Here is a 25,344-nt window from a genome sequence, read left to right on the forward strand (position 1 = left end):
GCGTCGTAATCAGTACGACGCTTTTTTTATCTTTGAGTAATCAGAGAGGAAGTCAGGAAAAAAATTGATTTTTATTCAAGCGATCATCAGTTTTATTATTTGTGACAAAGAATCAGCAATGGAGACGGATTCGTCCATTGAATTTGAGTTGAATGTAATCCCTGGTTTTTATAAATTTAGGATTTATGGTTTTGATCGTGCAATTGATGATGATGGCAATGACTACTATCGAATTGAAATCTGGAGTGACAGAAATACCGAAAGAAAGGTGCTTAAACAGATCCGCATTCAGCACTTTGACATTAAATAGTTATTTTTGCTTAATGAATATACTTGACAGACCAGTCCCGCGCCATTTTGACCATGGATGGAATTTTCCCCTGAGAATCCGTATTATCGGGTTTGTTTTTCTTCTTTTCGCACTGCTTCAACTGCTGATGGGAATGTACTTTATCGGGGGAGCGATGCTGTTCCTTGCGCTATTTATCTCCTTTTCTTTTTCCGGAGTGAAGATTGATGTCGATAATCAACAAATAAGTGAATACATAGCTTATCTGGGGTTTATAAGAATTTCCAAAAAATATTCCTATCTGAAACTACATTATATAACAGTGATTCCGAAGCGTGTTTCAACCGCTGTATCGGCTAATATGGTTCAACAAACGGTTGATACTAACTACAAATTTTCGGTCTGCCTTTTCACTGAGTCATTCAGAGTGAAAAAAACAATTGTAGACTTTGAAACGAAATCAGAAGCGACAGAGATTACAACACAACTGGCTCATCTGTTAAAAATGAATTATTTTGAATATGACCCGCAGGTAGTGCGTGAAAAATTGACAGGAAGATCCGTATAGTTCATCCGTGCGATTTTCCCCTCTTTTAATCTTCTCAATCTTCACCATCTTCCTAATTATTTTGTATTTTTGCCCCGAATTTTGAAACACCTCTCCGGTATGGTTGGAAAAAAGATGAAGGAGTATCTCGTATTTACAAAGTTTCGGTTGTCCTTTACTGTTGTATTGTCGGCATTGGCCGGATACCTCTTTAACGGAGGAACGGATTGGAAAGAAATCCTTTTGTTGGTAGTCGGAGGGACGTTGGTAACAGGAGCCTCAAATGGTTCCAATCAAATCTGGGAGCGCGATCTGGATAAATTGATGAATCGCACGAAACAGCGACCACTTCCCGCAGGAACCATGTCGTTGAAAGAAGCATACATTGTTGTCATCCTTTTTCTTGTTGTCGGTACAGTCATGCTGGCAATGATTAACCTTCCTTCCGCAATTCTGGGAGTGTCGGCTTACGTTTCATACGTTTTTATGTATACGCCATTGAAGCGCAAATCACCGTGGGCTGTATTTGTGGGGGCTTTTCCGGGTGCAATTCCACCGATGTTGGGCGCGATTGCTGCAAGCGGAACTTTCTCATTGGTTCCGGGAGTATTGTTTTTCATTCAGTTCATCTGGCAATTCCCGCATTTCTGGGCCATTGCCTGGGTTGTTTATGACGATTACAACGCCGGTGGATTCTCATTGCTACCTTCGAAATCAGGAAAATCAAAAAACTCAGCGTTTTTCATTTTGTTGTATTCATTGTTTTTAATCCCCTTCAGTTTAATCCCATGGGTGTTGGGGTGGACAGGTAATATTTCCATGGCGATTGCTTGTGTACTGGGAGCATTGTTTTACCTTGCCGCATACCGTCTGTACCAGACACTGGATACAAAAGACGCGAAAAAATTAATGTTTGCCTCCATCATTTACCTGCCGATTATACAATTCCTCTTTGTTTTTGACCGGACAGATGAATTTATTTTGCAGTTGAAAGATGTAGTGGAATTTGTGTTGAAGTAAAAGAAAGAATATGAGAGAGCAGTTTGAAACTGAAATGACGCCTGAATTAAAAGAGAAAGTAAAGAAAAATCTCGTTTACGCTGCGTTGGTTAGTATTTCTATGGTTTTTGCAGGATTGGTGTCTGCATACATTGTGTCAATGGGTGGTTCATTCTGGTTGAAAACCCCATTCCCGACGCCTTTTTTCATTTCAACAGCGCTCATCGTGTTAAGCAGTATCACATTTGTGCTGTCTGTGAAAGCAGCAAAAGCAAATAACCGCAGGTTGTTATCGATTCTGATCTCTGTTACCTTCATGTTGGGAATCGGATTTGTGGTGTACCAGTTTAAGGGATACGGAGAATTAGTCGACAGGGGCGTGTATGCAAGTGCCAACAAAATATTGGTGAATGAAGGGCGTTACGGAGACTACTATACCCTGAAATACAAAGGGAAATACCTGGTTGTGGAAGGGAATGATTACCTGATTGAAGGGAAGAAGATTGATGAAAAGACAAAAGCAGCAATCCGGGCGATCGGGAAGCAGTTTGAAAATGCCGACAGAACAAAGGGATTGGAGGGGATTAAAGGCTACGGAACAGATTTCGTACTGTTGTATGAAAGTGAGCCGGTGGCATACCTGAACAATCAGCTGGTGTTGCCGGATGGAGCGGTGATCGGATCGCATGATTTGTACCGTTTGAGAACCTGGGCAGAGCACATCCGGGACGGCCGCGGTGACTTCTTTGTGAAAGGAGAATTCGGAAAAGATTTTCACGTGTACTACAAAAGTAAAGAACTGGCATATAAAAACAGGACGCTGTACCTGGGGGATCAAAAGCTGAGCCCTTATCTGTTGAACAAGGCAATGGACTCGGCAGATACAGCATCTTCCTATTTATACGTCATTACTTTTTTACATTTATTACATATAGTGTTTACGCTTCTTTTTATGATTAGAACAGTATCATTCTCATTTTTAGGTAAATACACGAATGGTGACGCGATAGGATTGAGAGCAACAGGAATTTTCTGGCATTTTTTAGGTGCTTTGTGGATATTTTTGTTGTTGTTTTTACTTTTTATTCATTAAACTTGCAAAAAAAAATTTAAGAAATGGCTGGACACGCTTCTGAACACATTGACTCAGCAAATGCTTGGGGAGGAAAAGAATCTCCGTTTAGAGTTAGTTACGGAAAACTGATGATGTGGTTTTTCCTGGTATCCGACGCTTTAACATTCGGAGGATTCTTGATTGCTTATGGTTTTTCTAGACACGCACACCAGGGTGAGTGGCCGATTGGAGAGGAAACTTTCCACTCGTTACCGTTCCTGGAAGGGAATTACCCGTTGATGTACGTGGCATTTATGACCTTCTTGCTGATCATTTCATCTGTAACGATGGTGTTGTCAGTTGAGGCAGGTCACAGAATGGATAAAAAAGGAGTGATCAAATGGTTGGTTGCAACAGTAATCGGAGGGATTATCTTCGTCGGATCACAAGCATGGGAATGGTCGCACTTTATTCACGGATCTAAATTCGGGAAAGTAGAATTGGCAGATGGTTCCAAAGCAGTTGTACACGCAGAGCAATTTGGAGAAATTCAAAACTTTACCGTCCAAACAGCAGGGCACCATTACAAAGCAGGGCAAGTTTTGACCAATAAAGATTTGGATTTGTTGCACGAGTTTCAACATGCAGTTGAAGCAGGGCATGTAAAAGATAAGATGATCACGTTGCACGACGGTTCTGTTGCTAAAATTGCGAAGAGTAACGATGTCGGAATGTATCTGGTAGTAAAAGAAGCAGGTTCAAAATACGAACTTCGTCAGCACATTGAAGGAGCGGAAGCGACAAAGTTATATTATGACGCAGCTTACTCAGGAGAAGCAAAACGAATTGTGTACGGAGCGAACATGGAGCGCAATGAATACGGTCCGAGACAATACGCGAACTATTTCTTCTTTATTACAGGATTCCACGGATTCCACGTGTCTATTGGTATCCTGATCAATATCATCGTATTGATCGGATGTATCAAAGGTACATACCATGCGAGAGGACACTATGAAATGGTTGAAAAAGCCGGATTGTACTGGCACTTTGTAGACTTGGTTTGGGTATTCGTATTTACGTTCTTCTACCTTGTTTAATTTGTTAAATCGTAAAAAACACTTAGGATATGGAAAGAGATGATGTTATTGAGTATTCGTTACATACGCACCACTCAGAAGAAGAAGGAAAGAAAATTCGTAAGAAAATCTACTTTGTTACGTTTTTACTTTCTGCCATCACCGCAGTTGAAGTAGTTATCGGTATTTTGTGGGGGCGTTCAACCGTTCACGGATTCTGGTGGGAAACAATCAAATGGTTCTACATCGCACTGACAATCGTAAAAGCAGCATACATTGTGTTGGTATTTATGCACCTTGGAGATGAAAGAAAGAACCTGAAACTGATGATTTTGGTTCCATACCTGGTGTTCATGTTATACCTGATCTTTATTTTATTGAAAGAAGCAAATGCTGTGGGAAGCGTTTGGGCAACTCACGTATAATATAAAATTCATACCATGACTGGTAAAAAAACTGCCGGACGAATGAAGGGGAAAATGATCATACTACTCTTGTTCGCTCCGGCTCTTTTGTTGTTTGTAACCTCCAGAGGTTGCCGGATGAAATTCAAAACCCTGGAAGATTTCGGGAAGGTCAATAACTATTCGTTTGTTGATGCAAGTGGTAAAACATATACCCAGGATGATTTCAAAAACAATGTAATCATCTTTACGAATATTCAGGAAAGTTGCCTGGATACATGTAGTATTAACTTGTTTACCTTCGAAAAAATTATCTACCAGGATATCCGTTCGAAGAAATCATTGAAACATGTCAAGATCGTGTCGTTTGTAAACGATATAGACGGAAATCCCGTGAAAGACCTGAGTCCTGTGCGGGATATGCTGAAAGATAAAATTCACAACTATGATCCTGAAAAGTGGATCCTGGCAAATGGAGATGCAAAAAATGTCTATAACATTGATCACAACGGGAAATCATTGCTGCAGAAAGGAGATGAATACTTTGGAGGCAATGCCTTCCAGGAACTGATGTTGCTGGTTGATAAAGACAATCATTTGCGGATGGCACTTCGCGGAAACGTAGAAGGGATGTTCCGGCGAATGAAAGAATGTGTTGCCTTACTTCAAAAAGAGTACAATACCAATGATACGCATAAAGGAAAATAAACTGATAATTGGTCTGCTGGCAATTGCACTTTGGGGATGCGGAACAACCGAAGAAGAGACCCGCCGGCTTCCCATTGTCGGAGAAGTTGACGTTCACTACCGCATGGTAAACGGAAAAGAAATTGCCGATACAATCTATCATAAAGTTCCGGATTTTAAATACATCAACCAGGATTCGGTATGGATTTCTTCCTCCGATCTGAAAGATAAAATCTGGGTGACAGACTTCTTCTTTACACATTGCCCGACAATTTGTCCCCCGATGACAACCAACATGAAACGGTTGAACATCATGACGGAAGATCTGAAGAATCACCTCCAGTTTTTAAGTTTTTCGATTGATCCGTACAGAGATAATCCGACGCGTTTAAGAGCCTATATTGCCGAGCATGGTATAAAGGCAACAAATTGGTATTTCTTCACCGGAGAAGAAGAAGCAACACACAACCTGGCAAAAGAATTCTTTAACGGGGCAGAGAAAGACGAAACCATTCCCGGAGGTTTCGGGCATACACCTTATTTCGCATTAGTGGATACCAAAGGGCACGTCCGGGGAATTTACGACGGAACCAACTCGGACGCCATTGATTCATTGGCAAACGATATACGAATTTTATTAAAAACAGAATACAATGTTACAGGAAGCAAAAATTAAAAGAGCCCGCACCGCAATTATCATCGCATCCTTTGCAATCCCGCTGGTTGTAGCTGTTTTATTCGGCGTGAACTTAAGAGACCTGGGTTTTGATGTGAAGCCATTGTCATTTTTACCTCCGATTTATGCAACAATCAACGGTGTAACGGCTGTTTTATTAATCCTGGCCTTAGTGGCGATCAAGCAAAAAAACAGAAGGCTGCACGAAGGATTGATAAAAGTGTGTATGGTACTTTCATTGTTGTTCTTGGCGAGTTATGTCGCGTATCACATGACATCCGATTCAACTGTGTTTGGAGACCTGAACGGAGACGGAGCAAGAGATGCGGCTGAAAAACTGGCAGTCGGAAGTTCCCTGTATATCTACACGTTTATTTTATTATCCCACATCTTATTGAGCGTTGTAATTATCCCGATTGTACTGTTCACCTATCTGTTTGCCTGGCAGGGAGATTTCGTGCGTCATAAAAAGTGGACACGTTTTGCCTGGCCGATGTGGTTTTATGTCGCTGCAACAGGAGTAATTGTCTACCTGATGATCTCTCCGTATTACCATTAAATTTAACGGGTAAATTTATAACCCACCCCCCTTATTGAATGAAAATATACAGGTTCTTTGGGGTTTTCTTCAAACAACTTCCGAAACGTTAATATAAAGTTGTCAATTGTACGTGCGGTTGGAAACTGGTCCGTACCCCATACTTTATCCAGAATTTCATCCCGGGATACCACCTCTCCCTGTTTTTCAACAAACAATTGCAGTAAAGCCACTTCCCGTTTGGATAACTCAGTAATTTTCCCCCCGTTTTTGTCGGAGACAATGTAAGTTTTAAAATCTATTTTTTTGTCACCGATTGCAGTCATGTTGTTGGAAACACTTGTTCGGCCGATTAAAATCTTCACGCGCAACAGTAATTCTTCCAGGTCAAATGGCTTACTTAAATAATCGGTTCCCCCGCTTTTTAATCCTTCAATCTTATCTGTACTGGTTCCTTTGGCTGAAAGAAACAACACGGGGACATTCGAACGCTCCCTCAAAGCTTTGCAGATATCAATTCCGTTAACCTCTGGTAACATGACATCTAAAATAACCAAATCCGAACCCGCCAATACCTGGATTTCATCCAGTGCTTTTCTTCCGTGATTGATATGAATAACCTCGTATGATTCCAGTTCAAGATTGAGAATAATTGCCTCAGCAATAGCTTGTTCGTCTTCTACAAGAGTGATCTTCTGACCCATGATTGTTTTTTTGTGATAAAATTAACGATTTACTGATAGTTTAATTTAAAAATGTTCTAAATTTGATCAAACTATAAAATAAAACTAGATCATGAAAAAAGTAATTACCCATGTATTGATTGGTGTTTTACTGCTCTCTCTGCCTTCTGTCTCTAAAGGTCAGAGCCAGGTGAGTGAGGTGAATAACTTCCAAAAAGATGTACCGGTTTTGGCATTTCAGCAACCGGATTTGACGCTTGTACATGCAGAAGACATCCAGCGGGATAATAAAGGTCAGATGTATCGCATCGGAACAGGTATTGGTGTGAACATTACTCCTCAAAACAGCGGACTTTGGTCGACGAATGCGAACGGTGATAAAGTGTGGAGACTGAAGGTGAAATATCCCGGAGCACAGGCACTCAGCTTTATGTTTTCCAAATTTTACCTGTTCGGAAATTCCCGTATTGATGTGTACGGAACAAATGGGAAGAAACTCCACTTAACATACACGGCAAAAGATGTACTTGAGCACGGGCAACAGAATATGTCACTCTGTGTGGGAGATTACATGATGATAGAACTGGTAGAGCCGGCAGGTACACCTGCTTCGATCCTTGAAATGGACCAGATTATCTACAACTATAGAGGAGTGACTCACTCCACAGAAAAAGATTTCGGAGATTCTGAAAGTTGTGAAGTTAACGTGAACTGCTCGGAAGGAAATAACTGGCAGGATGAGAAAAGAGGTGTTGCAAGAATCCTTGTTTTTATAGGAACCCAGGCGGGGTGGTGTTCCGGTTCGCTTGTTAACAATGTCCGCCAGGACTGTACGCCCTATTTCCTCACTGCAATGCACTGTGCGGATGGAGCAACAACAAGTAACTATAACAATTGGCGTTTCTATTTCAATTATGAAGCTTCCGGTTGTACAAACCCTGGTTCTGAAGGTTCTCTGGCAAGTGGATACATCACGGGATGTGTGAAAATTGCCGGTTCAGAAGATGCTTCAAACATCGTAAGATCTGATTTCTTGCTCCTTCATTTGGGAACGATGGCAAATGCTTCATCGACCATTACAACACTTAAAAACAAAAACGTGTATTGGAACGGGTGGGATGCAAACAATACGGCATCTGCAAACGGTGTGGGAATTCATCATCCGGCGGGAGATATTAAAAAAATATCAACCTACACTTCTACTGTACAGTCTGTATCTTACGGAGGGGTGAATCCAAATACACATTGGATGTTAACCTGGGCCGTTACAGCAAACGGACGTGGTGTAACAGAAGGTGGTTCTTCCGGATCTCCGCTCTTTAACAACAATGGAGGTGATTCACGTATTGTAGGAACACTTTCAGGAGGATCTTCCGCATGTACGGTAAATGGAGCCGGACAAGGAACAGGACCGACACAACCGGATTTATATGGAAAAGTATCCTACCACTGGACAAGTTCAGGAACTACGAATGCCACGCGATTAAAACCATGGCTGGATCCGGATAATACAGGTGCGTTGGTTTTGAGCGGTTCTTCTGATCCGTGTGCATCGACTCCGGGAGCACCAAATGCCAATTTTGTTGCCAATCAAACAAATGTAACCCCGGGAACAACCGTTTCATTTACAGATCAAACAACCGGTTCGCCGACATCCTGGTCCTGGTCGGTGACACCTGGTTCCGGATGGGCGTATGCAGGGGGAACATCCGCTGCTTCTCAAAATCCGCAAATTACATTCAATACAGTCGGCTCATATACCGTAGCACTGACTGCTACAAATGCAACCGGTTCGGATACTGAAACAAAAACCAATTATATTATTGTAGCAACAGTAAGTGGCCCGTGCGCTGCAACGTCTACAAATTGTGACGAATACATTGCACAGGTACAGTTGAATACCATCAATAATTCCACTGCATGTAACAATTACACCGATTATTCTTCCATTTCTACAACGTTGGTGAAAGGGCAGCAATATACGATAAGTGTCATCCCCGGAGTTATCGGGGGACAGGTAGGAGACGCATACACCAATGATCAGATTGCTGCGTGGATTGATTTCAACGGAGATGGTGATTTTGTAGATGCAGGAGAACAAATCGGAATGGGGACAATTGGTTCCGGATATAACGGGTCATTTACGTTTACTGTTCCGGCAGGAGCTACAACCGGTTCGGTGCGCATGCGGGTACGTATTATTTTCCCTGGCACTTCAATGCCAACCATTCAGCCGTGCGGAACCAATACAGACGGAGAGGTGGAAGACTACAGAATTAATCTGACTGCTACAGCAGGTGTCGACGACGTGGCTTTAAATGCACTACTAACACTATATCCGAACCCGGCATCTGATAATGTAACGATTGATTTCAATTCAGCAATTCAACAAGCAACCATCCGTATATTGGATGTTACCGGAAAAGAGGTGTTGGCGACTGCTAATACGAATGTTGAAACGGTTACGTTGAATATTGCAGCTTTGTCTGCCGGAATTTATCAGATTGTGATTGATACCGAGCAAGGGAAAGTGGTTAGAAGAATCAATAAACAATAACATAAATAGCTTATTTTTAAAGGCATTCGAATTTCGGATGCCTTTTTTAATATAGAAAATCAAGCGTTATAATACATTGGATTTGAAGAAAAAAGCGCATTAAAATTAGATGAAATTTTAAGCAATTATCCCCTGACTTCCAACTATAATTGTATCTTTATCGTTCTATATACTGTTAATACATTGCTTATGAGAAGAAATCTACTAATCTGTTTTTTGATAGGGAGTATTGGGTCTTATCTGCTCAATTTCGCCCATTCTCAAAATTATCTGGGAGTCCATTCAAGTAATTATGCCGGCGTGATGGGACTGGATATTCAACCGGCAAGTTTCGTTGACGGACGTTTCGTGGTGGATGTGAACCTGGCCAGCGGAAATGTAGGCGGGTGGACAAACATCGCTAAGTTCGACACAAGGGATATGCCGGGATGGTGGACCAAATCGTTCAAACGCGATACGATGTGGATGAAACCGGATTCAACATTCAGTGACCGGTATATCATTGACAATTACCAGTTGGGAAGCGGTAAAAATCTTGGCGTTTATGCAAATACGCAAGTGGATATCCTAAATTTTGCTTTTCACGTTCATCCTAAAATTGCAATCGGATTGGGAATGAAGGTCAGAGGGATCGCCAATGTGGAAGATGCAAGCCCCGAATTGATTAAATTACTCCGGAACGGATTGGACTATGCCGATTTGTGGCAGCAAAATCTTCGTGACCAGAATGTCAACATTTCATCCATGGTATGGAAAGAGTATAAACTGAACTATGGACAGGTTTTGCTGGATAAAGGAGAGCACTTCCTGAAAATGGGAGTCGGTGTGAAATTGTTGCAGGGAGTTTCTTCCGTGTACATGTATTCCAATGACATCAATTACGGATTGAACAATAAAGACACTTCTTTTCTTTTGCAGGGAGACTTCTCTTATGGATACTCATCCAATCTGGATAAGGAAAAAGTAAATTTCGGTAAAGAGTTGCAAGGATCAGCATCGAAATTGGGTGTTGGTTTCGATCTGGGATTTGTGTACGAATGGCGTCCTGATCATGAAGAATACAAATATGAAATGGATGGTGAGACAGGATTGTGGCGAAAAGATAAAAACAAATACAAGGCTCGTGTGGGTGTTTCCCTGTTGGATATCGGCGGAATGCGATTCACAAAAGGTGGGTATAGCCGCGATTTTACCGTTAATGAAACCAATCCGTTTGATCTTCGCGTGTTTGAGAATGCAAAAGACCTTGAGTCTACCGATCGGATCCTGGATAGCTTGATCCGATTTGATCCGGATTGGTCGGAAAAGCAGGGAACTGGTGAAAGTTACTATCACAACTTGCCAACAGCATTGAGTTTGCAGGCGGGATACCAAATCTGGAAAGATTTTAATGTGGATGTAACAGGAATTGTTAACCTGTTATCCAGAAAGAATGAAAGCCGGGTAAGAATTGCCAACCAGATCACCGTAACACCAAGTTATGATTTTGCGTGGGCGGGCGTTCATTTACCAATCTCTTACAACTCCTTTTCAGGGTTTAAGGCAGGTATTGCAACACGTTTAGGACCGATTACCATTGGAGTAACTGATTTTAAAAGCTTGTTTGCTACCGGAAAACTCAGAGGAGCGGAAGTCTATGCCGGATTGAGAGTTCCTGTATTGTACGGAGAGCCGAAGGATCGCGACAATGATAAAGTATCGGATAAAAAAGATTTGTGTATTGATGTTCCGGGAGTGTGGGCATTTAAAGGATGTCCCGACACAGATGGAGACGGAATTCAGGACTCCGAGGATGAGTGTCCTGCTGAACCTGGAATTCCTGCATTCAATGGGTGTCCTGATACAGACGGAGACGGTGTGAAAGATGCATTGGATCTATGCCCGGATGTTCCCGGACTTCCACAATTTAACGGATGCCCGGATACGGACGGAGACGGTGTGATTGACAAAGATGATGATTGTCCTGAAGTACCCGGAATACCGGCGTTCAAAGGATGTCCGGATACAGATGGAGATGGTATTCCTGATCATGAAGATGCATGTCCTACAGCAGCCGGACCGGAAATCAATAACGGTTGCCCGGATACAGATGGCGATGGAGTACTTGACTTCCTGGATAACTGCCCGACTGTTCCCGGACCTGCCGAAAACAACGGATGTCCGTGGCCGGATACGGATGGTGACGGAATTTTGGACAAAGATGATAAATGCCCGAATTTGCCGGGACCAATCAAAAATCAGGGGTGTCCGTACCAGGATACAGATAACGACGGAGTGATCGATTCAGAAGATGATTGTCCGAATACACCTGGAACTGTTGCCAACAAAGGATGTCCTGAAATTGAAGAAGCGGTGAAGGAAATTCTGAAAACAGCATTCGATAACCTGGAATTTGAAACAGGTAAAGACATCATCAAAGAGGCATCCAAACCTTCATTGGATGAGTTGGCTGAAGTATTGGTGAAACGCCCTGAATGGAAATTGCAGATTGCAGGACATACCGATAATGTAGGTAGTGCGCAAAGCAATTTGATCTTGTCCAAGAAAAGAGCAGAAGCGGTAAGAAATTACCTGGCTTCTAAAGGACTGGATGAAAAACGATTCAGTGTACTGTACTTTGGTCAGACGCAGCCGATCGCTGATAATGCAACACCTGAAGGACGTCAGAAAAACAGACGGGTGGAAATGACAGTGATTTTTGAATAAAACCGATTCGAGAGAAACATCGAAAGAGGTTGTCTGTACAGGCAGCCTCTTTTTTATGGACGTTAAATTCATGTTATAAAAAACAATACAACCGTTATTTTGGTAAATTTGCACTTCCTATGTCACCTCAGAAGAAATTAAACATACAAATCTTTTTCAGGCTTCTTACCTACGCGAAAGCGTACAAAGGATTGTATATCGTAGCAATAATCACAACGGTTGTCCTTGCATTTATTTCTCCTTACCGGGTGAAATTAATAGGAGATGTAGTTGATAAATACGTCGCACAGAGTCAAAACAGTCAGCTGTTGCTGATGTGGATTATGATTATCATCGGTATGCTGTTGGTGGAAACAGTCCTTCAGTTCTTGTCGAGTTATTATTCGAACTTGCTGGCTCAGTCTGTCATTTATGACATCCGGGTGAAACTTTTTCGACAAATTTCTACGTTTCGTATGCAGTTTTTTGACCGGCACCCGATCGGAAATATCGTGACCCGGTTAATTTCCGATTTAGAAGCGATTTCCGATGTGTTTTCGTCAGGACTGATGAGCATTATGGGGGACTTACTGATGTTGTTTATTACCATTTTCATGATGTTCTACACCGATTGGGAATTGTCGTTGTATGTACTTGTGCCGGTACCTATATTGGTGATTGGAACCCGTATCTTTGCCCGTGCAATGCGCAAATCTTTTCAATTGGAAAGTCAGCAGGTAGCCAAGTTAAATTCATTTGTACAGGAACGGATTTCAGGAATGAACCTGGTACAGTTGTTCAACCGTCAAAAGAAAGAATTTACCGCTTTCCGGGAAATAAACGAAGGACATAAAGCAGCACATATCAAAGCGATTTGGGCCAATTCGATCTTTTTTCCCTTTGTGGAAATGCTGAGCTCGTTATCCATTGCATTTTTATACATCATAACCGTTGTCAACTTGCAGGGAAATTCTTCCGCTGATATGACCGCAAAATACGGGGAAGTAATGGTTTTTACGTTATGGGTTAACCAGTTGTATCGCCCGATCCGGATGCTGGCGGATAAATTTAATATCCTGCAACGGGGAACCGTTCGCGCGGAACGTGTCTTTTCATTGTTGGATACGGAATCAAATTCTCAAAACCAGGGAACGTCTGTGGAATGTAATTTCGGAGAAGAAATCGTGTTTGATAATGTATCCTTTGCTTACGAAAACACGGACTGGATTCTGAGAGACATTGATTTGCGGATACAACCGGGATCAATGGTGGCATTCGTCGGAGCTACGGGAGCCGGAAAAACTTCTATTGTCAATCTGTTGGGACGTTTCTACGATTTTCAGAAAGGGCAGATCCGAATCGGAGATAAAGACATCACAGAACTGGACCTGAAATTCCTGAGAAGAAACATCGCAATTGTTCTGCAGGACGTGTTCTTGTTTTCGGATACTGTCTTTAACAACATTACACTTCGCGATCCGGCGATTACCAAAGAGCAGGTCATTGAAGCTGCCAAAGCGGTCGGAGCACATCAATTTATTGAAAAGCTACCAAACGGGTACGATTACCAGGTGGGGGAGAGAGGAGGAGTTTTGTCTGTTGGTCAACGTCAATTACTGGCATTTATCCGGGCATATGTTTACAACCCGCAGATTTTAATTTTAGACGAAGCGACGTCCAGTGTCGATAGCGAATCAGAGTTATTGATCCAGCAGGCAACAGAAAAACTCACAGAAGGAAGAACGTCAATTGTCATTGCACACCGGTTGTCTACGATTCAAAAAGCAGATAAAATCGTTGTACTTGAAAAAGGACGCATCATTGAAGAAGGTTCGCACAAAGAATTGTTGAGACAGGATGGGCAATACAAACGCTTGTTTGACATGCAGTTCGGCGTGGAAAGTAACGGATAATTTTTGAGGAGAAAAAGCAATGAAACTGAGAGTGGGCGGAGTTCCTGAACATTTTAACCTTCCGTGGAAACTGGCAATTGAAGAAGGTGACTTCAAAAATGAAGGAATTGAATTGCACTGGACCGATATGCCGGGTGGAACAGGACAAATGTTACGCGGATTTGAAAATGAAACGCTGGATGTAGCTGTTTTACTGACGGAAGGGGTTACAAAAGGAATTTTACAGGGATTAAAAGCAAAAATCGTTGATGTATATGTTACCACTCCCTTGCATTGGGGGGTGCACGTTCCTTATACGGGAGATTATCACAAGATTGAGGACCTGGAAGGTAAAACGTTTGCGATTTCCAGGTTTGGTTCCGGTTCTCATCTGATGGCCTATGTTTGTGCAGACCGGCATGGCTGGGACACGTCCGATTTGAAGTTCAATGTGATCGGCGATGTATACGGGGGCTTGTGGGCTCTGGAAAACAATGAAGCACAGATTTTTCTTTGGGATAAATACATGACGCATCCGTATACTGTTCAGAAGAAATGCCGGTACATCGATGAAGTAATTACACCATGGCCTTGTTTTGTTATAGCTGCCCGTGAAGAGGTGATCCGTAAAAATCCGGAGGTGATTGAGCGCATTTCAAAAATCGTGAACGAACGGGCGCAGATCATGAAAAACAGTGAGCACATCATCGAGATCATTTCCTGGAGGTATAACCTGCGTTCTAACCAGGTACAAAACTGGTTGACGGAAACCGATTGGAATTATAATCTGATTAAATATCCCCTTGCGTTTGAACGAACAGTGAGTTATTTGTTGAAATTAAACCTGATCAGCCCTGAAGAAGCAGAAGGCTGGAGGGAAAAGTTGTTTTATTAGTGGTTTTCCGATTAAGGCAGCTTAAAAAATCGGATGGACAACGATTGAAAATAAAGAAATAAAAAAGGGGCGAAAACGCCCCTTCAATTTTTTTAGATCACCTAAAATTATTTAGTAGACCAAGATCCACCTGCAAGTTTGCAAGATGTTTCAGCTGCTTCAGCTTCAGTTTTATTCAAATCTGTGTAAGTGATTTCAGCGCTGCTAGAATCGCTAAATTTACAAGTGTAAGATTTCTTACAAGAAGCCAATGCCAAAACTGCAACTGCAGCGAACAATACTTTTTTCATAATTTCTAATTTTTTTTAATAATAGTTACAGGCGCAAAGATAGAGTTAAATTTTAATTGTGCAAGAAATCAATAGTCAAAATACGAAAAAATACGTATAAAAGTCGATCGCTTGGCATTAATCACTTGTCAATCAGGTCGGAATTTATAAATTCTTTAATAAAAAACGGTACAATTCCACCATACACATGATGTCGTATTTGTAAACCAGTTCATCCGGGGTATGTACATGATCTTCAGGGGCTCCGATGAAGCACCAATCGATAGGAAGATCTGATTTCTGAAGTACCCCGCCGTCACTTCCCCCGGCCGATTCAACCTCCAATTGAAAGGCTATTCCGGATGACGTTGCCAGGTCAATTATTCTATTCAGGTAAGACCGTCTCGGAAGTAAACTGTCCCGCATGGAAATGGCAACTCCTTTTCCGTGGGGAACTCCCGGGGTAACCCAGGTGATGTCGGAAATCAACGCTTGCCGAACCTGATAGTGATCCAACAGGTACTTCGCGCAGAATCCCACACTATTTCCTCCGTGCTCTTCATATGTAGAGAATACAATTGCCCCGGCCTCCAGTGTTTCTGCCACTTTTAATGCATTCCAGACTCCCAGGCGGTTGTCCATATAAGGCGATTGAATGTAGGTGTCTGTTTCCCGGAAATCAGGTTTGAAAGTGAGTAACGTGCCCCGGTCAATTTCACGGTCAAATACATATTGCAGGTCTTTTGAGCCGTCTTCATTCTCGATGACCATTAATTCTGTTTCAATTTCTCCCTGTGAATCACTTCCAACCAACTGGATACCGTCAATCAATCGGGGACCCCCGACTTTGATTAATTCTTTATCATAACCAACTGAAAAACCGATGGTGTCAATGTGCGCGTAAACGGCCGTTCTCGGTGTTCCGAATACAAGGATCACACAATCCTGGAACCCGGGACCGGAGATAATCTGCGGTTGCGTTTTCCAACTACCGGAGTTTGACTTAACATAGTCAATAATAAATGCTGCGATGGCTCCTTCATCACTTGCTGCCCCTCGTATTTCTGTTAATTTTTTTAGTAATTCCATCTGTTTTTTGTTATTTGTTGACAGGTGTTAATAATCTCCCAGAACTTCACTGTCAGTTATTCCGAGGGTTTCCAGTTCTTCTTTTAATTCGCTTACCCGGTTAAGTGGCAGTTGGATGTCAAGGGTACAAGCCAGTTCAAATTGCTGGTTGCTATAATCGAGGTTCATACGCTTTAACCAATTCATGACTTCCGGCATGACCTCGTACGAAAAGTGAATGCGGACATGATGAAACACTTCGACCTCGATAATCTCTGCTTGTTGCAATGCATCCTGAGCAGCTTCTCTGTAAGCATGGATTAATCCGCCGACTCCCAGTTTAACTCCTCCGAAATAACGCACCACGCCAATCAGAATATTCGTCAGATCAAACGATTGAATTTGACCAAGAATAGGTGCACCGGCGGAGTTGGACGGCTCTCCGTCATCATTTGCCCGGAATTGTTGTTTATCCAGTCCGAACCGATAAGCCCAACACAAATGCCGCGATTGATAGTGCTCTTTTCTCCATTGTTCCAGGTAACGCTTGGCTTCCTCTTCAGAATAACAGCAAACGGCATATGCAATGAATTTGGATCCCTTTTCTTTGTAGAGTCCCTCCGATTGCTGCCTGACGGTTTTGTATGTTGTCTGAATGTCCAACCCGATTAATTTAACTGGTATAATTTCACATCTCCTTTGTCAGAAACAAGGTGATAGTTTTCTTGCACTAATCGCATCAATTCTGATGTACATGCGTCCGGCTCTTCAGGAAAATTACCCATGACAAATATATAATCTATCTTGACGGCTTGATTGGCGGTGTAAGGCCAATGGTTACATCCAATGGACTGGAGTGATTTTCCGTCAATTGAAGGGGATGGAATGGTCTGCATTTTCCACCGAAGCGGGAAATAGTCTTTGGTACATTCATAATTTTCCAGTACAATAACAGGTTTGTCGGCACCGATGTAATTTGAAAAATGCAGAAATAACCAGTTGTTGATGTAATTCAACGGTAAAACAACACTGTTGGGTTGAATGGCGGAAGACAGTTCATAACATTTTTGACCATATTCCCGCAGCCCTTCGGTTTTTTCAACATAAAAATCAATGCGAAGGAAGTGAACAATAATAAAAATCCCTGTGACAGTTAGCTGAATCCATTTGTTCAACCGCTGACCAATAATCCATACCAATACAGACAGGTAGAAAAGAAGGGCTATTCGCAATGAAATAACGCCACCAAAATCATTAACATCGGGAGAAACATAATAAGCTGCTAATAAAACAAGGGCAATAACAATCCATGTATCGCCAGAGGTTAGCAATGAAAGAATCCGTCGGTGCGTTGTATTTTTATAGCTGCGGATCATACTTCTGATTCGCTGATAGATCGCATAAATAAACAACATCAGAAAGGTATAAAACAAGACATTGATCAGTGGTTGTTCTTCAGACATAAGTCCTTTCATAATTGACATGTCCGTCAGATTTTTTGTCAAGTCAGATGCAGATAAATAGTGATTGAATGTCGATGCTTCCCGCGAGAAAAAATAGTTGGCGAATAAAAGCAGGGGAATGACGGAAGCTAAGGTTAAAAATTTTATTTGTTTCAAAAAAAACGAGCGCAACCCGGAACCATTTTCCCGTGTATGCGCATAGCGATGAATAACGCCTATCAGAAGGTACAACCCGATAATCGCCATCAATATGACAAATACAAAAACGTGAGAGAAATACGTGAGTGTAATCAGTAAAGAGAGTTGAATAACAGCACCGGTAGAGGCATGATTGTTTTGATAAATCTTCAGCCAGAAGCTGAGTGTGAAAAACAATAAAATCAATGAAAGATTAAAGTTGTAAAAACCTAAAAAGAAAAAGGAGGAAAAAATGAAGGGAAAGATCAGGTAACTGACCAACCGGTTTTCAGGATGTGTCCGATTAACAAGGCTTCGGAAAGAATAGGGAAGTCCGATGATGTAACAGATAAACAAGAGTTTTTCAGCGATAAAAGCAGGTAAAAATAAATTGAAAAAAGAAAGCAGGAAATGTCCCAGCCAATTGGGTACCGGTTCGGGATTAATCTCTACAAAATCATGAATGATACTTTGTTCATTAAATAACAACGCATTGATGAGATTTGCATTGTGTAAATGAGCCGGACCATCCAGTGTCGGAAAAACAATGCCTGTAAAAACGGGATACAGACTGATGAATGTAATAAGTAAAAAACAATATTTTTCAAGTTGACCGGCTTTTAAGTTCATGTGCTAATGCTAATAAGTGGGAACAGGGTAAATATATCAAAAATGAGAGAACATGCGTTCTCTCATTTTTGATGAATAATCAGATCCGGTATTAATTCAATGAAGCCAGCTTTTCTTCTAAGATTGCAATCTTACTCAGTGCATCTGCCTCTTTCTTACGTTCAATTTCCACGACTTGTGCCGGTGCTCCGGAAACAAATTTTTCATTCTTCAGTTTTCCCTGAACACTTGCCAGGAATCCCTTCGCATATTTCAATTCGTCTTCCATTTTAGCTTTTTCTGCTTCTACATCGATCGAATCTCCGAACGGAACGTAATATTCATTATTTCCGACAATGAAACTGTTTGCATTGGCAATTTTGTCAGAAACATATTCCAGGGAGCTCAGATTTCCCATTTTAATGACCACTGCATCAAAACGCGGATCAAACGCATTGTTTTTCTTGATCAGTAAATCCATTTTTACCTTGTTGGCAATGTTGTTGGATTTACGGATGTTTCGAATGCCTGTAATTACTTCTTCTGTGCGTTTGAAATGATCAAGAACAGTCGTGTTGATTGTTCCGATTACCGGCCACGCTGCAATAATGATATCGTCACCTTCTTTGCGGTCGCGGATCAAATGCCACAACTCTTCTGCAATAAACGGCATAAACGGTTGGATCAACTTCAGAATGTTTTCAAAGAAATCCTTTGTTGTCTCCAGCGTTTTCGGATCAATCGGGTGTTTGTAGCCCGGTTTAATCATTTCCAGGTACCAGGAACAGAAATCATCCCAGATTAATTTATAAATAGCCATCAACGCTTCTGAAATCTTGAATTTATCAAATAAACTGTTGATCTCTGTCAATGCTTCATTAAAACGCGATTCAAACCACTCAATGGCACATTTTGATGACTCCGGCTGATCAATTTCATGCACTTCCCAACTGTCAACCAGACGGAATGCATTCCAGATTTTATTTGTGAAGTTACGTCCCTGTTCACACTGAGAACTGTCAAACGGTAAATCATTTCCGGCAGGAGAAGAAATCAGAATCCCCATACGAACACCGTCCGCGCCGTATTGTTCAATCAACTCAATCGGATCCGGAGAATTTCCCAGTGATTTTGACATCTTTCGTCCCAGTTTATCGCGAACGATTCCTGTATAGTAAACATTCCGGAAAGGTAAATCTCCCATGTATTCATAACCGGCAATGATCATACGTGCAACCCAGAAGAACATGATTTCAGGTGCTGTTACCAGGTCGTTTGTCGGATAGTAATACTTGATTTCCTCGTTTCCGGGCTGTGTCAATCCATTGAAAACAGAAATCGGCCACAACCAGGAGGAGAACCAGGTGTCCAGTACGTCCTCATCCTGACGTACATCCTGTTCAGTAACTGTTTTTCCCGTTTTTTCGGAAGCCAGCTTTGCTGCTTCTGTAGCGGTTTTCGCAATCACAAAATCAGTTGTCCCCTCACCAAAATACCATGCCGGAATCCGATGTCCCCACCATAATTGACGGGAAACACACCAGTCTTTTACATTTTCCATCCAGTGTTTATAGGTATTTTTAAACTTATCCGGATGGAAATTAATGTTTCCGTTTAATACATTTTCCAATGCAGGTTGTGCCAACTCTTTCATTGAAAGAAACCACTGGAGTGATAATTTCGGCTCAATAACGGCATTGGTGCGTTCCGAAAACCCGACTTTATTAATGTGATCTTCTGTTTTTACAAGGTATCCTTTATCATACAATTCTTTTTCGATGGCTTTCCGTACCTCGAAACGATCCTGTCCCTGGTAATGCAATCCGTGTTCGTTCAACGTTCCGTTGTCATTCAGAATATCAATTGTTTCCAGGTTGTGACGAATCCCCAGGTCGTAGTCATTTACGTCGTGTGCCGGAGTTACTTTCAAACACCCTGTTCCGAATTCCATATCGACATATTCATCCAGGATAATCGGAATCGTACGGTTGGCGATCGGAACGATTGCCTGTTTTCCGTGTAAGTGCTTATAGCGCTCATCGTTCGGGTTGATACAGATCGCCGTGTCTCCTAAAATTGTCTCCGGACGGGTGGTTGCAATTACTAACCAGGCATCGTCAGCACCTGCAATTTTATAGCGCAGGTGAAACAATTTGGAGTTCACTTCCTTGTGAAGTACTTCCTCATCCGATAAAGCCGTCTTTGCTTCCGGATCCCAGTTAACCATTCGTACGCCACGGTATATTTTTCCTTTGTTGTATAAATCGATGAACACATCGATCACCGATTCAGAATATTCCGGATCCATCGTGAAACCGGTGCGTTCCCAGTCACATGAAGCCCCTAATTTTTTCAATTGCTCAAGGATGATTCCCCCGTGTTTGTCTTTCCATTCAAATGCATGTTGTAAAAACTCTTCACGTGTCAGATCCGATTTTTTAATCCCTTCCGCACGCAGTTTCTGTACAACTTTTGCTTCTGTGGCAATCGATGCATGGTCCGTACCGGGAACCCAGCAGGCATTTTTACCCAACATACGCGCACGGCGAATCAATACATCCTGAATGGTATTGTTCAACATATGCCCCATGTGCAAAACCCCGGTGACGTTTGGTGGTGGAATGACAATTGTATAAGGCTCGCGTTCATCCGGTGTGGAGTGAAAGTAACCTTTGTCTAACCAATGCTTGTACCATTTTGTCTCTGCGCTTTGCGGTTCGTATGTTTTAGGAATTTCCATAGAATAAAATAAATTTTTGCAAAGGTAGTGATTATGGCTGTTTTTAACAAGATGTAAATGATGCATGAAAAATAAAAATAGTTACATTCGCTGCGTTTTACTGGGGGATAGTTTCGCTGCACGATTTTTATGTAAGGCATTGCTATAACGAATCATTTAATTACCAACTTCAATTAAAAAATATGAAAAAAACAATTACGACTTTTTTAGGTGTATCAATAGGTATTGTTGCAATGAGTCAGGGACCTGCAATTGAATGGAAACAATCACTGGGTGGTTCTGAAAACGAAATCATTTATTCAATTCGTGAAACGTCAGACGGGGGCTATATTGCTGCGGGATATACAGAGTCAAATGACGGGGATATTACAGGGAATAACGGAGACCGGGATGCCTTGTTGATAAAGTTTGCGGCGAATGGTGCAGTTGCATGGTATAAAACGTACGGAGGGACAGGTGCTGAAAATGCACGATCCGTTCTTCAAACAACAGAAGGGGGATATATTTTTACCGGTTCGGCAAGTTCTGACAACGGAGATGTTTCTGCTAATCACGGAGGAAATGATGTGTGGGTTGTTAAACTGGATAGTCAAGGGGAAATAGAATGGGAGAAAACATACGGTGGAATGTATGGTGATGCGGGATTCTCAATTGTTCCGTCGACAGCAGGAGGATACATTATCGGAGGACAGTCCAATTCGTCAGATGGTGATGTGACGGAAAACAACGGAATGACTGACTGCTGGATATTTAAAATTGATGCATCAGGAACACTTACATGGCAGGCATCATTGGGTGGGGGTAACACGGATTATGCTCGCAAGTTAATCGAAACATCGGCAGGGGATATCGTGATCGTTGGTTATTCCGATTCGGCGAATGGTGATTTGACAGAAAATAAAGGAGCGGAAGACGGATGGATCATTAAATTGTCGGAAACGGGAACACTGATCTGGCAAAAGTCAATCGGGGGCAGCGGATCCGATTACCTGTGGGATGTGATTGAAAGCACGGGAGGATCTTATGTGTTGACAGGCTCAACAACTTCCACGAATGGTGATGTTGCTGCGAATCACGGCGGTCTGGATACCTGGATTGTTCAATTAGACGAACAGGGAGTCATCGAATGGGAGCATACATTTGGAGGGACAGGTTATGAGGAAGGGTATCATATCGCTGAAATTTCTGCAGATAATTATGCCGTTTTTGGAACAACAACCTCTAATGATGGAGATGTTGCAACAAATAAAGGTGAAAATGATTATTGGATCTTTGCTGTGAATGCCGCGGGAGCCATCCAATGGGAAAAAACAATTGGGGGGAGCAGCTGGGATATTGCACTGGCAGGTACTTTGACTTCCGACGGTGGATTTGTAATTGCCGGAAGCACAGGTTCAGCAAATGGAGATGTGACTGAAAATCAAGGTCAGGATGATGCCTGGATTGTGAAATTGAAAGAGGAAGGGCTTGGTGTTACTTCTATGCAACAAAATGAAGTAATCGTATATCCAACGGTGACAAACGGACCGGTTGTGATTCAAAGCGAATCGCTGATTGAACAGGTTACTGTTTATACGGTGGCTGGAACAGTTGCCTTGACGATTACCGGACAGCCGGCAACACTTGTTCCGACGGACATTGCTGCTTTAGCAACAGGGAACTACCTGGTTGAAGTTGTATCAGGAATGACAAAAGTTACAAAGAAAATTGTCAAAAAATAAATTGAATGTCAGTTCATGACACCGGAAATCGTGGTTATTCCAATAACCACGATTTTTTTATAGTACCTGTGATCGGCTTAAGTTATTAAACATACCAGGGGTTGGAAATATGTACAGTGTATAAATAAACAGTTGTTTGTTTACATAAAATAGATTAGTTTAGTATACGATATGCTGGAATAGCAGACTATTCTTCGCAGTAGAAACAATTAGACAACACTACTATAACATTCAGTCAAATGAAAAAAGTATTAGTTCTGTTTGCAGGAATCAGCATTGTGCTGCTGTCGTGTAAAAAGGCCGAAATCACTTCTGAGGAAAGAGGTGCGCTCATTAGCAATGAGCGGGTGGGTTCCATTGCCAAAGATGAGGTTAAAGACTTTATCGATGAATACGACGCAAGTGGTATTTCAATGCATGATGTAGAGGTGATACGCATCTCTTATGTGTCTGAAAGCAAAGGGGAAAATGTCAAAACTGACGGGATGTTGTTTCTGCCTAAAAACGCGGATTCGGTTTATTTTATCTCCTATTTCCATGGCACGTTGATTCCCCTGAATGTGTTCGGAGTGAAAAAAGCAGTGCCCTCGCTCTATGACCTGCAAAAAGAAAATTTTTACGAAGTAAGAAACATCGCGTTGGCGTGGGCATCTGCAGGATACACTGTCTTTATGCCCGATTACATCGGGTATGGAAGTACGGAAAAGGAAGAGCACCCCTATATTTATTACCCGGAATTATTTAAATCGTGTATTGACGGGATGAAGGCCTGCAAAACATATTTTAACAACGAGCAGCTGGCATACGATAACCGTGTTTTTCTGGCGGGATGGTCACAAGGCGGAGGAGCCAGTTTGTCCACGCATAAATTCATCCAGGAAGGATATGCAAACGAGTTCCAGGTAGTGGCCAGCTCAAGTCTGGCGGGACCACACGATTGCAAAGAGTTTTTATTCGATGTGTTCAGAAACAAAGACCAGGAATACCAGTTGGTGAATATCTATTCATGGGCCCTGTACTCCATCAATACTTTTTCAGGACTGAAACGCCCGAATGATCAAATCTGGACTTATCCGGTTTACGACCAGGCATCGAGTTTCAGTACCCCTTCAAAAATTCCCGCTCAATTGATCCGTGAAGGGTTTATGCATAAACTGCTTTCAGGAGAAGATACAGGGATGCTCGCGGAAATCAACAAAAATGTATTTTCCGAAGGCTGGACCCCTGTCGGTAAAGTGTTCCTTCATCATGGGGATGCCGATGATGTCGTTCCTTATTTTAATTCGGAACGTGCAAAAACGGGGCTGACAAATGCCGGGGGAGATGTGACCTTGTATACGTACAGCGGCGGAAACCATGTATCGGAAGTAAAAAATTATGTACTGAATACCCTTGCGGATTTTAATCTTTTAAAGTAATGAAAAAACTGCTGCTGATTGCTTTTTTCGGAATTTCTGTTGGAACATTTTCCCAATCGTTGATTCGCCAGGACATGTATTTTAATAACATGAACTACATCAATGCTGCGGCCGGTCTCGCTGACACGAATTTCAACAATGACCTGCAATTGTATCTGCTCCATCGGTTTGTGCCGAACAATTCATCCGTTAAAGCGCCGAATATTTTTCTCAATTACATCCGCCGGATAGATAAAATCAAAGGGAGTATCAATGCCGGGTATGTCTACGATCAGTATTCCTTTTTTGACCGTCATTTACTTCAATTGGGGTACGCAACGCACCTGAAAAAAGGAAACCACCGGTTTGATATCGGGTTGCGGGCGGTAATGAACCTCGATTATTTGAAAGACCGGTCTGTTTATGAAAGCAATGATGCAACGGATATTAAAGGAGCCTATCTGTTGCCCGATCTGGATTTTGGGTTTCAATACAGAATAAAAGGCTTTACACTCGGACTTGCTGCAAAAAACCTGTTTCGCAATAATGTGATTAATACCTACAAATTGTTTGAAAACGAACGTATTTTCTACTCCAATCTTTCATACACGCATGTATTTGGAAGGAATTTTCAATTATCTGTATTCACACTTCCATCTTACACGACTTCTTTCCAGGTTGATGTGGGGTTGGATGCCGTTTTCTGGAACAAGGTCGATGTGGCTTATTTTTTTCGTCTGAAGGAATTGAGACATGTATACAGAGTTGCGGTCAACATCAGCAAACAGCTGTATACGGGAATATCCTTCGGTCATTCACACGTGACATCTGACTACACCGGTAATTTCATGTTCGGTTACCGGTTTTAAGGACAAAAGTCAATACCTTCCCGGGAGCGATGGGCGCATTCAATCA

At 42.0% G+C, this 25,344-nt stretch carries 22 protein-coding genes; 16 read left to right on the top strand and 6 right to left on the bottom strand.

The genetic code is table 11. The features are described from left to right. The first annotated feature begins 64 nt into the window (after positions 1–64). From H9Y05_RS03525 to H9Y05_RS03565, 9 genes are all read left to right on the top strand, one after another. Positions 65–310 (top strand): hypothetical protein, encoded by a 246-nt coding sequence (locus H9Y05_RS03525; RefSeq protein WP_216713525.1) that lies wholly within the window; start codon positions 65–67, stop codon positions 308–310. A 13-nt stretch (positions 311–323) separates the two neighbouring features. Then, positions 324–857: a hypothetical protein gene (locus H9Y05_RS03530; RefSeq protein ID WP_163491809.1), complete on the top strand. Its 534-nt coding sequence runs from the start codon at positions 324–326 to the stop codon at positions 855–857. A 114-nt stretch (positions 858–971) separates the two neighbouring features. Further along, a complete protein-coding gene (gene cyoE, locus H9Y05_RS03535) occupies positions 972–1,856 on the top strand; it encodes a heme o synthase (protein WP_163491808.1) in 885 nt (294 codons plus the stop codon). A 10-nt stretch (positions 1,857–1,866) separates the two neighbouring features. Then, positions 1,867–2,928 (top strand): cytochrome c oxidase subunit 3 family protein, encoded by a 1,062-nt coding sequence (locus H9Y05_RS03540; RefSeq protein WP_163491807.1) that lies wholly within the window; start codon positions 1,867–1,869, stop codon positions 2,926–2,928. A gap of 23 nt (positions 2,929–2,951) precedes the next feature. Beyond that, positions 2,952–3,989: a cytochrome c oxidase subunit 3 gene (locus H9Y05_RS03545; protein ID WP_163491806.1), complete on the top strand. Its 1,038-nt coding sequence runs from the start codon at positions 2,952–2,954 to the stop codon at positions 3,987–3,989. A gap of 29 nt (positions 3,990–4,018) precedes the next feature. Continuing rightward, positions 4,019–4,393, top strand: a complete 375-nt coding sequence (locus H9Y05_RS03550) for a cytochrome C oxidase subunit IV family protein (protein WP_163491805.1) — start codon at positions 4,019–4,021, stop codon at positions 4,391–4,393. A gap of 15 nt (positions 4,394–4,408) precedes the next feature. Beyond that, positions 4,409–5,080 carry an SCO family protein gene (locus H9Y05_RS03555; protein WP_216713526.1) on the top strand — a complete coding sequence of 224 codons (672 nt, stop codon included), beginning with the start codon at positions 4,409–4,411 and terminating at the stop codon, positions 5,078–5,080. Next, positions 5,058–5,735 (top strand): SCO family protein, encoded by a 678-nt coding sequence (locus tag H9Y05_RS03560; protein ID WP_163491803.1) that lies wholly within the window; start codon positions 5,058–5,060, stop codon positions 5,733–5,735. The genes H9Y05_RS03555 and H9Y05_RS03560 overlap by 23 nt, the downstream gene beginning before the upstream one ends. Then, positions 5,713–6,294: a DUF420 domain-containing protein gene (locus H9Y05_RS03565; protein WP_163491802.1), complete on the top strand. Its 582-nt coding sequence runs from the start codon at positions 5,713–5,715 to the stop codon at positions 6,292–6,294. Before H9Y05_RS03560 ends, H9Y05_RS03565 begins: the two co-directional genes overlap by 23 nt. A gap of 2 nt (positions 6,295–6,296) precedes the next feature. Here the strand turns inward: H9Y05_RS03565 and H9Y05_RS03570 are convergent, their stop codons facing one another. Then, on the bottom strand, positions 6,297–6,977 hold the full coding sequence (locus H9Y05_RS03570; RefSeq protein ID WP_163491801.1) for a response regulator transcription factor: 681 nt from the start codon (positions 6,975–6,977) through the stop codon (positions 6,297–6,299). Positions 6,978–7,068: 91 nt separating this feature from the next. Here H9Y05_RS03570 and H9Y05_RS03575 point away from each other — a divergent pair, with 91 nt between their 5' ends. From H9Y05_RS03575 to H9Y05_RS03590, 4 genes are all read left to right on the top strand, one after another. Next, positions 7,069–9,513, top strand: a complete 2,445-nt coding sequence (locus H9Y05_RS03575) for a T9SS type A sorting domain-containing protein (RefSeq protein WP_216713527.1) — start codon at positions 7,069–7,071, stop codon at positions 9,511–9,513. Between the two features lie 189 nt (positions 9,514–9,702). Further along, positions 9,703–12,219, top strand: coding sequence for a DUF5723 family protein (locus H9Y05_RS03580; protein WP_216713528.1), 2,517 nt, complete (start codon positions 9,703–9,705; stop codon positions 12,217–12,219). 119 nt (positions 12,220–12,338) lie between these two features. Beyond that, positions 12,339–14,111, top strand: coding sequence for an ABC transporter ATP-binding protein (locus H9Y05_RS03585; protein WP_216713529.1), 1,773 nt, complete (start codon positions 12,339–12,341; stop codon positions 14,109–14,111). A gap of 19 nt (positions 14,112–14,130) precedes the next feature. Continuing rightward, entirely contained in the window at positions 14,131–14,985 is an 855-nt protein-coding gene (locus H9Y05_RS03590; protein ID WP_163491797.1) for an ABC transporter substrate-binding protein, read from the top strand. Between the two features lie 107 nt (positions 14,986–15,092). Here H9Y05_RS03590 and H9Y05_RS03595 read toward each other — a convergent pair whose 3' ends face one another. The 5 genes from H9Y05_RS03595 to H9Y05_RS03615 form a co-directional block, all read right to left on the bottom strand. Then, positions 15,093–15,275 (bottom strand): lipoprotein, encoded by a 183-nt coding sequence (locus tag H9Y05_RS03595; protein ID WP_163491796.1) that lies wholly within the window; start codon positions 15,273–15,275, stop codon positions 15,093–15,095. 144 nt (positions 15,276–15,419) lie between these two features. After that, the gene (locus H9Y05_RS03600) at positions 15,420–16,343 is read right to left on the bottom strand and encodes an aminopeptidase (protein ID WP_216713530.1); all 924 of its coding nucleotides are present in this window, start codon (positions 16,341–16,343) and stop codon (positions 15,420–15,422) included. A 27-nt stretch (positions 16,344–16,370) separates the two neighbouring features. After that, positions 16,371–16,985 carry an IMPACT family protein gene (locus H9Y05_RS03605; protein WP_205729580.1) on the bottom strand — a complete coding sequence of 205 codons (615 nt, stop codon included), beginning with the start codon at positions 16,983–16,985 and terminating at the stop codon, positions 16,371–16,373. A gap of 5 nt (positions 16,986–16,990) precedes the next feature. Further along, the gene (locus H9Y05_RS03610; RefSeq protein WP_216713531.1) at positions 16,991–18,592 is read right to left on the bottom strand and encodes an LTA synthase family protein; all 1,602 of its coding nucleotides are present in this window, start codon (positions 18,590–18,592) and stop codon (positions 16,991–16,993) included. Between the two features lie 91 nt (positions 18,593–18,683). After that, positions 18,684–21,311 (bottom strand): valine--tRNA ligase, encoded by a 2,628-nt coding sequence (locus H9Y05_RS03615; RefSeq protein WP_216713532.1) that lies wholly within the window; start codon positions 21,309–21,311, stop codon positions 18,684–18,686. Between the two features lie 182 nt (positions 21,312–21,493). Here H9Y05_RS03615 and H9Y05_RS03620 point away from each other — a divergent pair, with 182 nt between their 5' ends. From H9Y05_RS03620 to H9Y05_RS03630, 3 genes are all read left to right on the top strand, one after another. Then, on the top strand, positions 21,494–23,032 hold the full coding sequence (locus H9Y05_RS03620) for a T9SS type A sorting domain-containing protein (RefSeq protein WP_216713533.1): 1,539 nt from the start codon (positions 21,494–21,496) through the stop codon (positions 23,030–23,032). A gap of 239 nt (positions 23,033–23,271) precedes the next feature. Next, positions 23,272–24,450, top strand: coding sequence for an alpha/beta hydrolase family protein (locus H9Y05_RS03625; protein WP_216713534.1), 1,179 nt, complete (start codon positions 23,272–23,274; stop codon positions 24,448–24,450). After that, positions 24,450–25,298, top strand: a complete 849-nt coding sequence (locus tag H9Y05_RS03630; protein ID WP_216713535.1) for a type IX secretion system membrane protein PorP/SprF — start codon at positions 24,450–24,452, stop codon at positions 25,296–25,298. Before H9Y05_RS03625 ends, H9Y05_RS03630 begins: the two co-directional genes overlap by 1 nt. The last annotated feature ends 46 nt before the right edge of the window (positions 25,299–25,344 follow it).

The organism is Taishania pollutisoli, from assembly GCF_014518315.1.
Taxonomy (GTDB): Bacteria; Bacteroidota; Bacteroidia; order Flavobacteriales_D; family Crocinitomicaceae; genus Taishania; species Taishania pollutisoli.

What these genes read in the sequence shown, in the direction of transcription:
- H9Y05_RS03530 (WP_163491809.1), top strand. Translation starts at nt 324, where the DNA reads ATGAATATACTTGACAGACCAGTCCCGCGCCATTTTGACCATGGATGG.
- cyoE (WP_163491808.1), top strand. Translation starts at nt 972, where the DNA reads ATGAAGGAGTATCTCGTATTTACAAAGTTTCGGTTGTCCTTTACTGTT.
- H9Y05_RS03540 (WP_163491807.1), top strand. Translation starts at nt 1,867, where the DNA reads ATGAGAGAGCAGTTTGAAACTGAAATGACGCCTGAATTAAAAGAGAAA.
- H9Y05_RS03545 (WP_163491806.1), top strand. Translation starts at nt 2,952, where the DNA reads ATGGCTGGACACGCTTCTGAACACATTGACTCAGCAAATGCTTGGGGA.
- H9Y05_RS03550 (WP_163491805.1), top strand. Translation starts at nt 4,019, where the DNA reads ATGGAAAGAGATGATGTTATTGAGTATTCGTTACATACGCACCACTCA.
- H9Y05_RS03555 (WP_216713526.1), top strand. Translation starts at nt 4,409, where the DNA reads ATGACTGGTAAAAAAACTGCCGGACGAATGAAGGGGAAAATGATCATA.
- H9Y05_RS03560 (WP_163491803.1), top strand. Translation starts at nt 5,058, where the DNA reads ATGATACGCATAAAGGAAAATAAACTGATAATTGGTCTGCTGGCAATT.
- H9Y05_RS03565 (WP_163491802.1), top strand. Translation starts at nt 5,713, where the DNA reads ATGTTACAGGAAGCAAAAATTAAAAGAGCCCGCACCGCAATTATCATC.
- H9Y05_RS03570 (WP_163491801.1), bottom strand. Translation starts at nt 6,977, where the DNA reads ATGGGTCAGAAGATCACTCTTGTAGAAGACGAACAAGCTATTGCTGAG.
- H9Y05_RS03575 (WP_216713527.1), top strand. Translation starts at nt 7,069, where the DNA reads ATGAAAAAAGTAATTACCCATGTATTGATTGGTGTTTTACTGCTCTCT.
- H9Y05_RS03580 (WP_216713528.1), top strand. Translation starts at nt 9,703, where the DNA reads ATGAGAAGAAATCTACTAATCTGTTTTTTGATAGGGAGTATTGGGTCT.
- H9Y05_RS03585 (WP_216713529.1), top strand. Translation starts at nt 12,339, where the DNA reads ATGTCACCTCAGAAGAAATTAAACATACAAATCTTTTTCAGGCTTCTT.
- H9Y05_RS03590 (WP_163491797.1), top strand. Translation starts at nt 14,131, where the DNA reads ATGAAACTGAGAGTGGGCGGAGTTCCTGAACATTTTAACCTTCCGTGG.
- H9Y05_RS03595 (WP_163491796.1), bottom strand. Translation starts at nt 15,275, where the DNA reads ATGAAAAAAGTATTGTTCGCTGCAGTTGCAGTTTTGGCATTGGCTTCT.
- H9Y05_RS03600 (WP_216713530.1), bottom strand. Translation starts at nt 16,343, where the DNA reads ATGGAATTACTAAAAAAATTAACAGAAATACGAGGGGCAGCAAGTGAT.
- H9Y05_RS03610 (WP_216713531.1), bottom strand. Translation starts at nt 18,592, where the DNA reads ATGAACTTAAAAGCCGGTCAACTTGAAAAATATTGTTTTTTACTTATT.
- H9Y05_RS03615 (WP_216713532.1), bottom strand. Translation starts at nt 21,311, where the DNA reads ATGGAAATTCCTAAAACATACGAACCGCAAAGCGCAGAGACAAAATGG.
- H9Y05_RS03620 (WP_216713533.1), top strand. Translation starts at nt 21,494, where the DNA reads ATGAAAAAAACAATTACGACTTTTTTAGGTGTATCAATAGGTATTGTT.
- H9Y05_RS03625 (WP_216713534.1), top strand. Translation starts at nt 23,272, where the DNA reads ATGAAAAAAGTATTAGTTCTGTTTGCAGGAATCAGCATTGTGCTGCTG.
- H9Y05_RS03630 (WP_216713535.1), top strand. Translation starts at nt 24,450, where the DNA reads ATGAAAAAACTGCTGCTGATTGCTTTTTTCGGAATTTCTGTTGGAACA.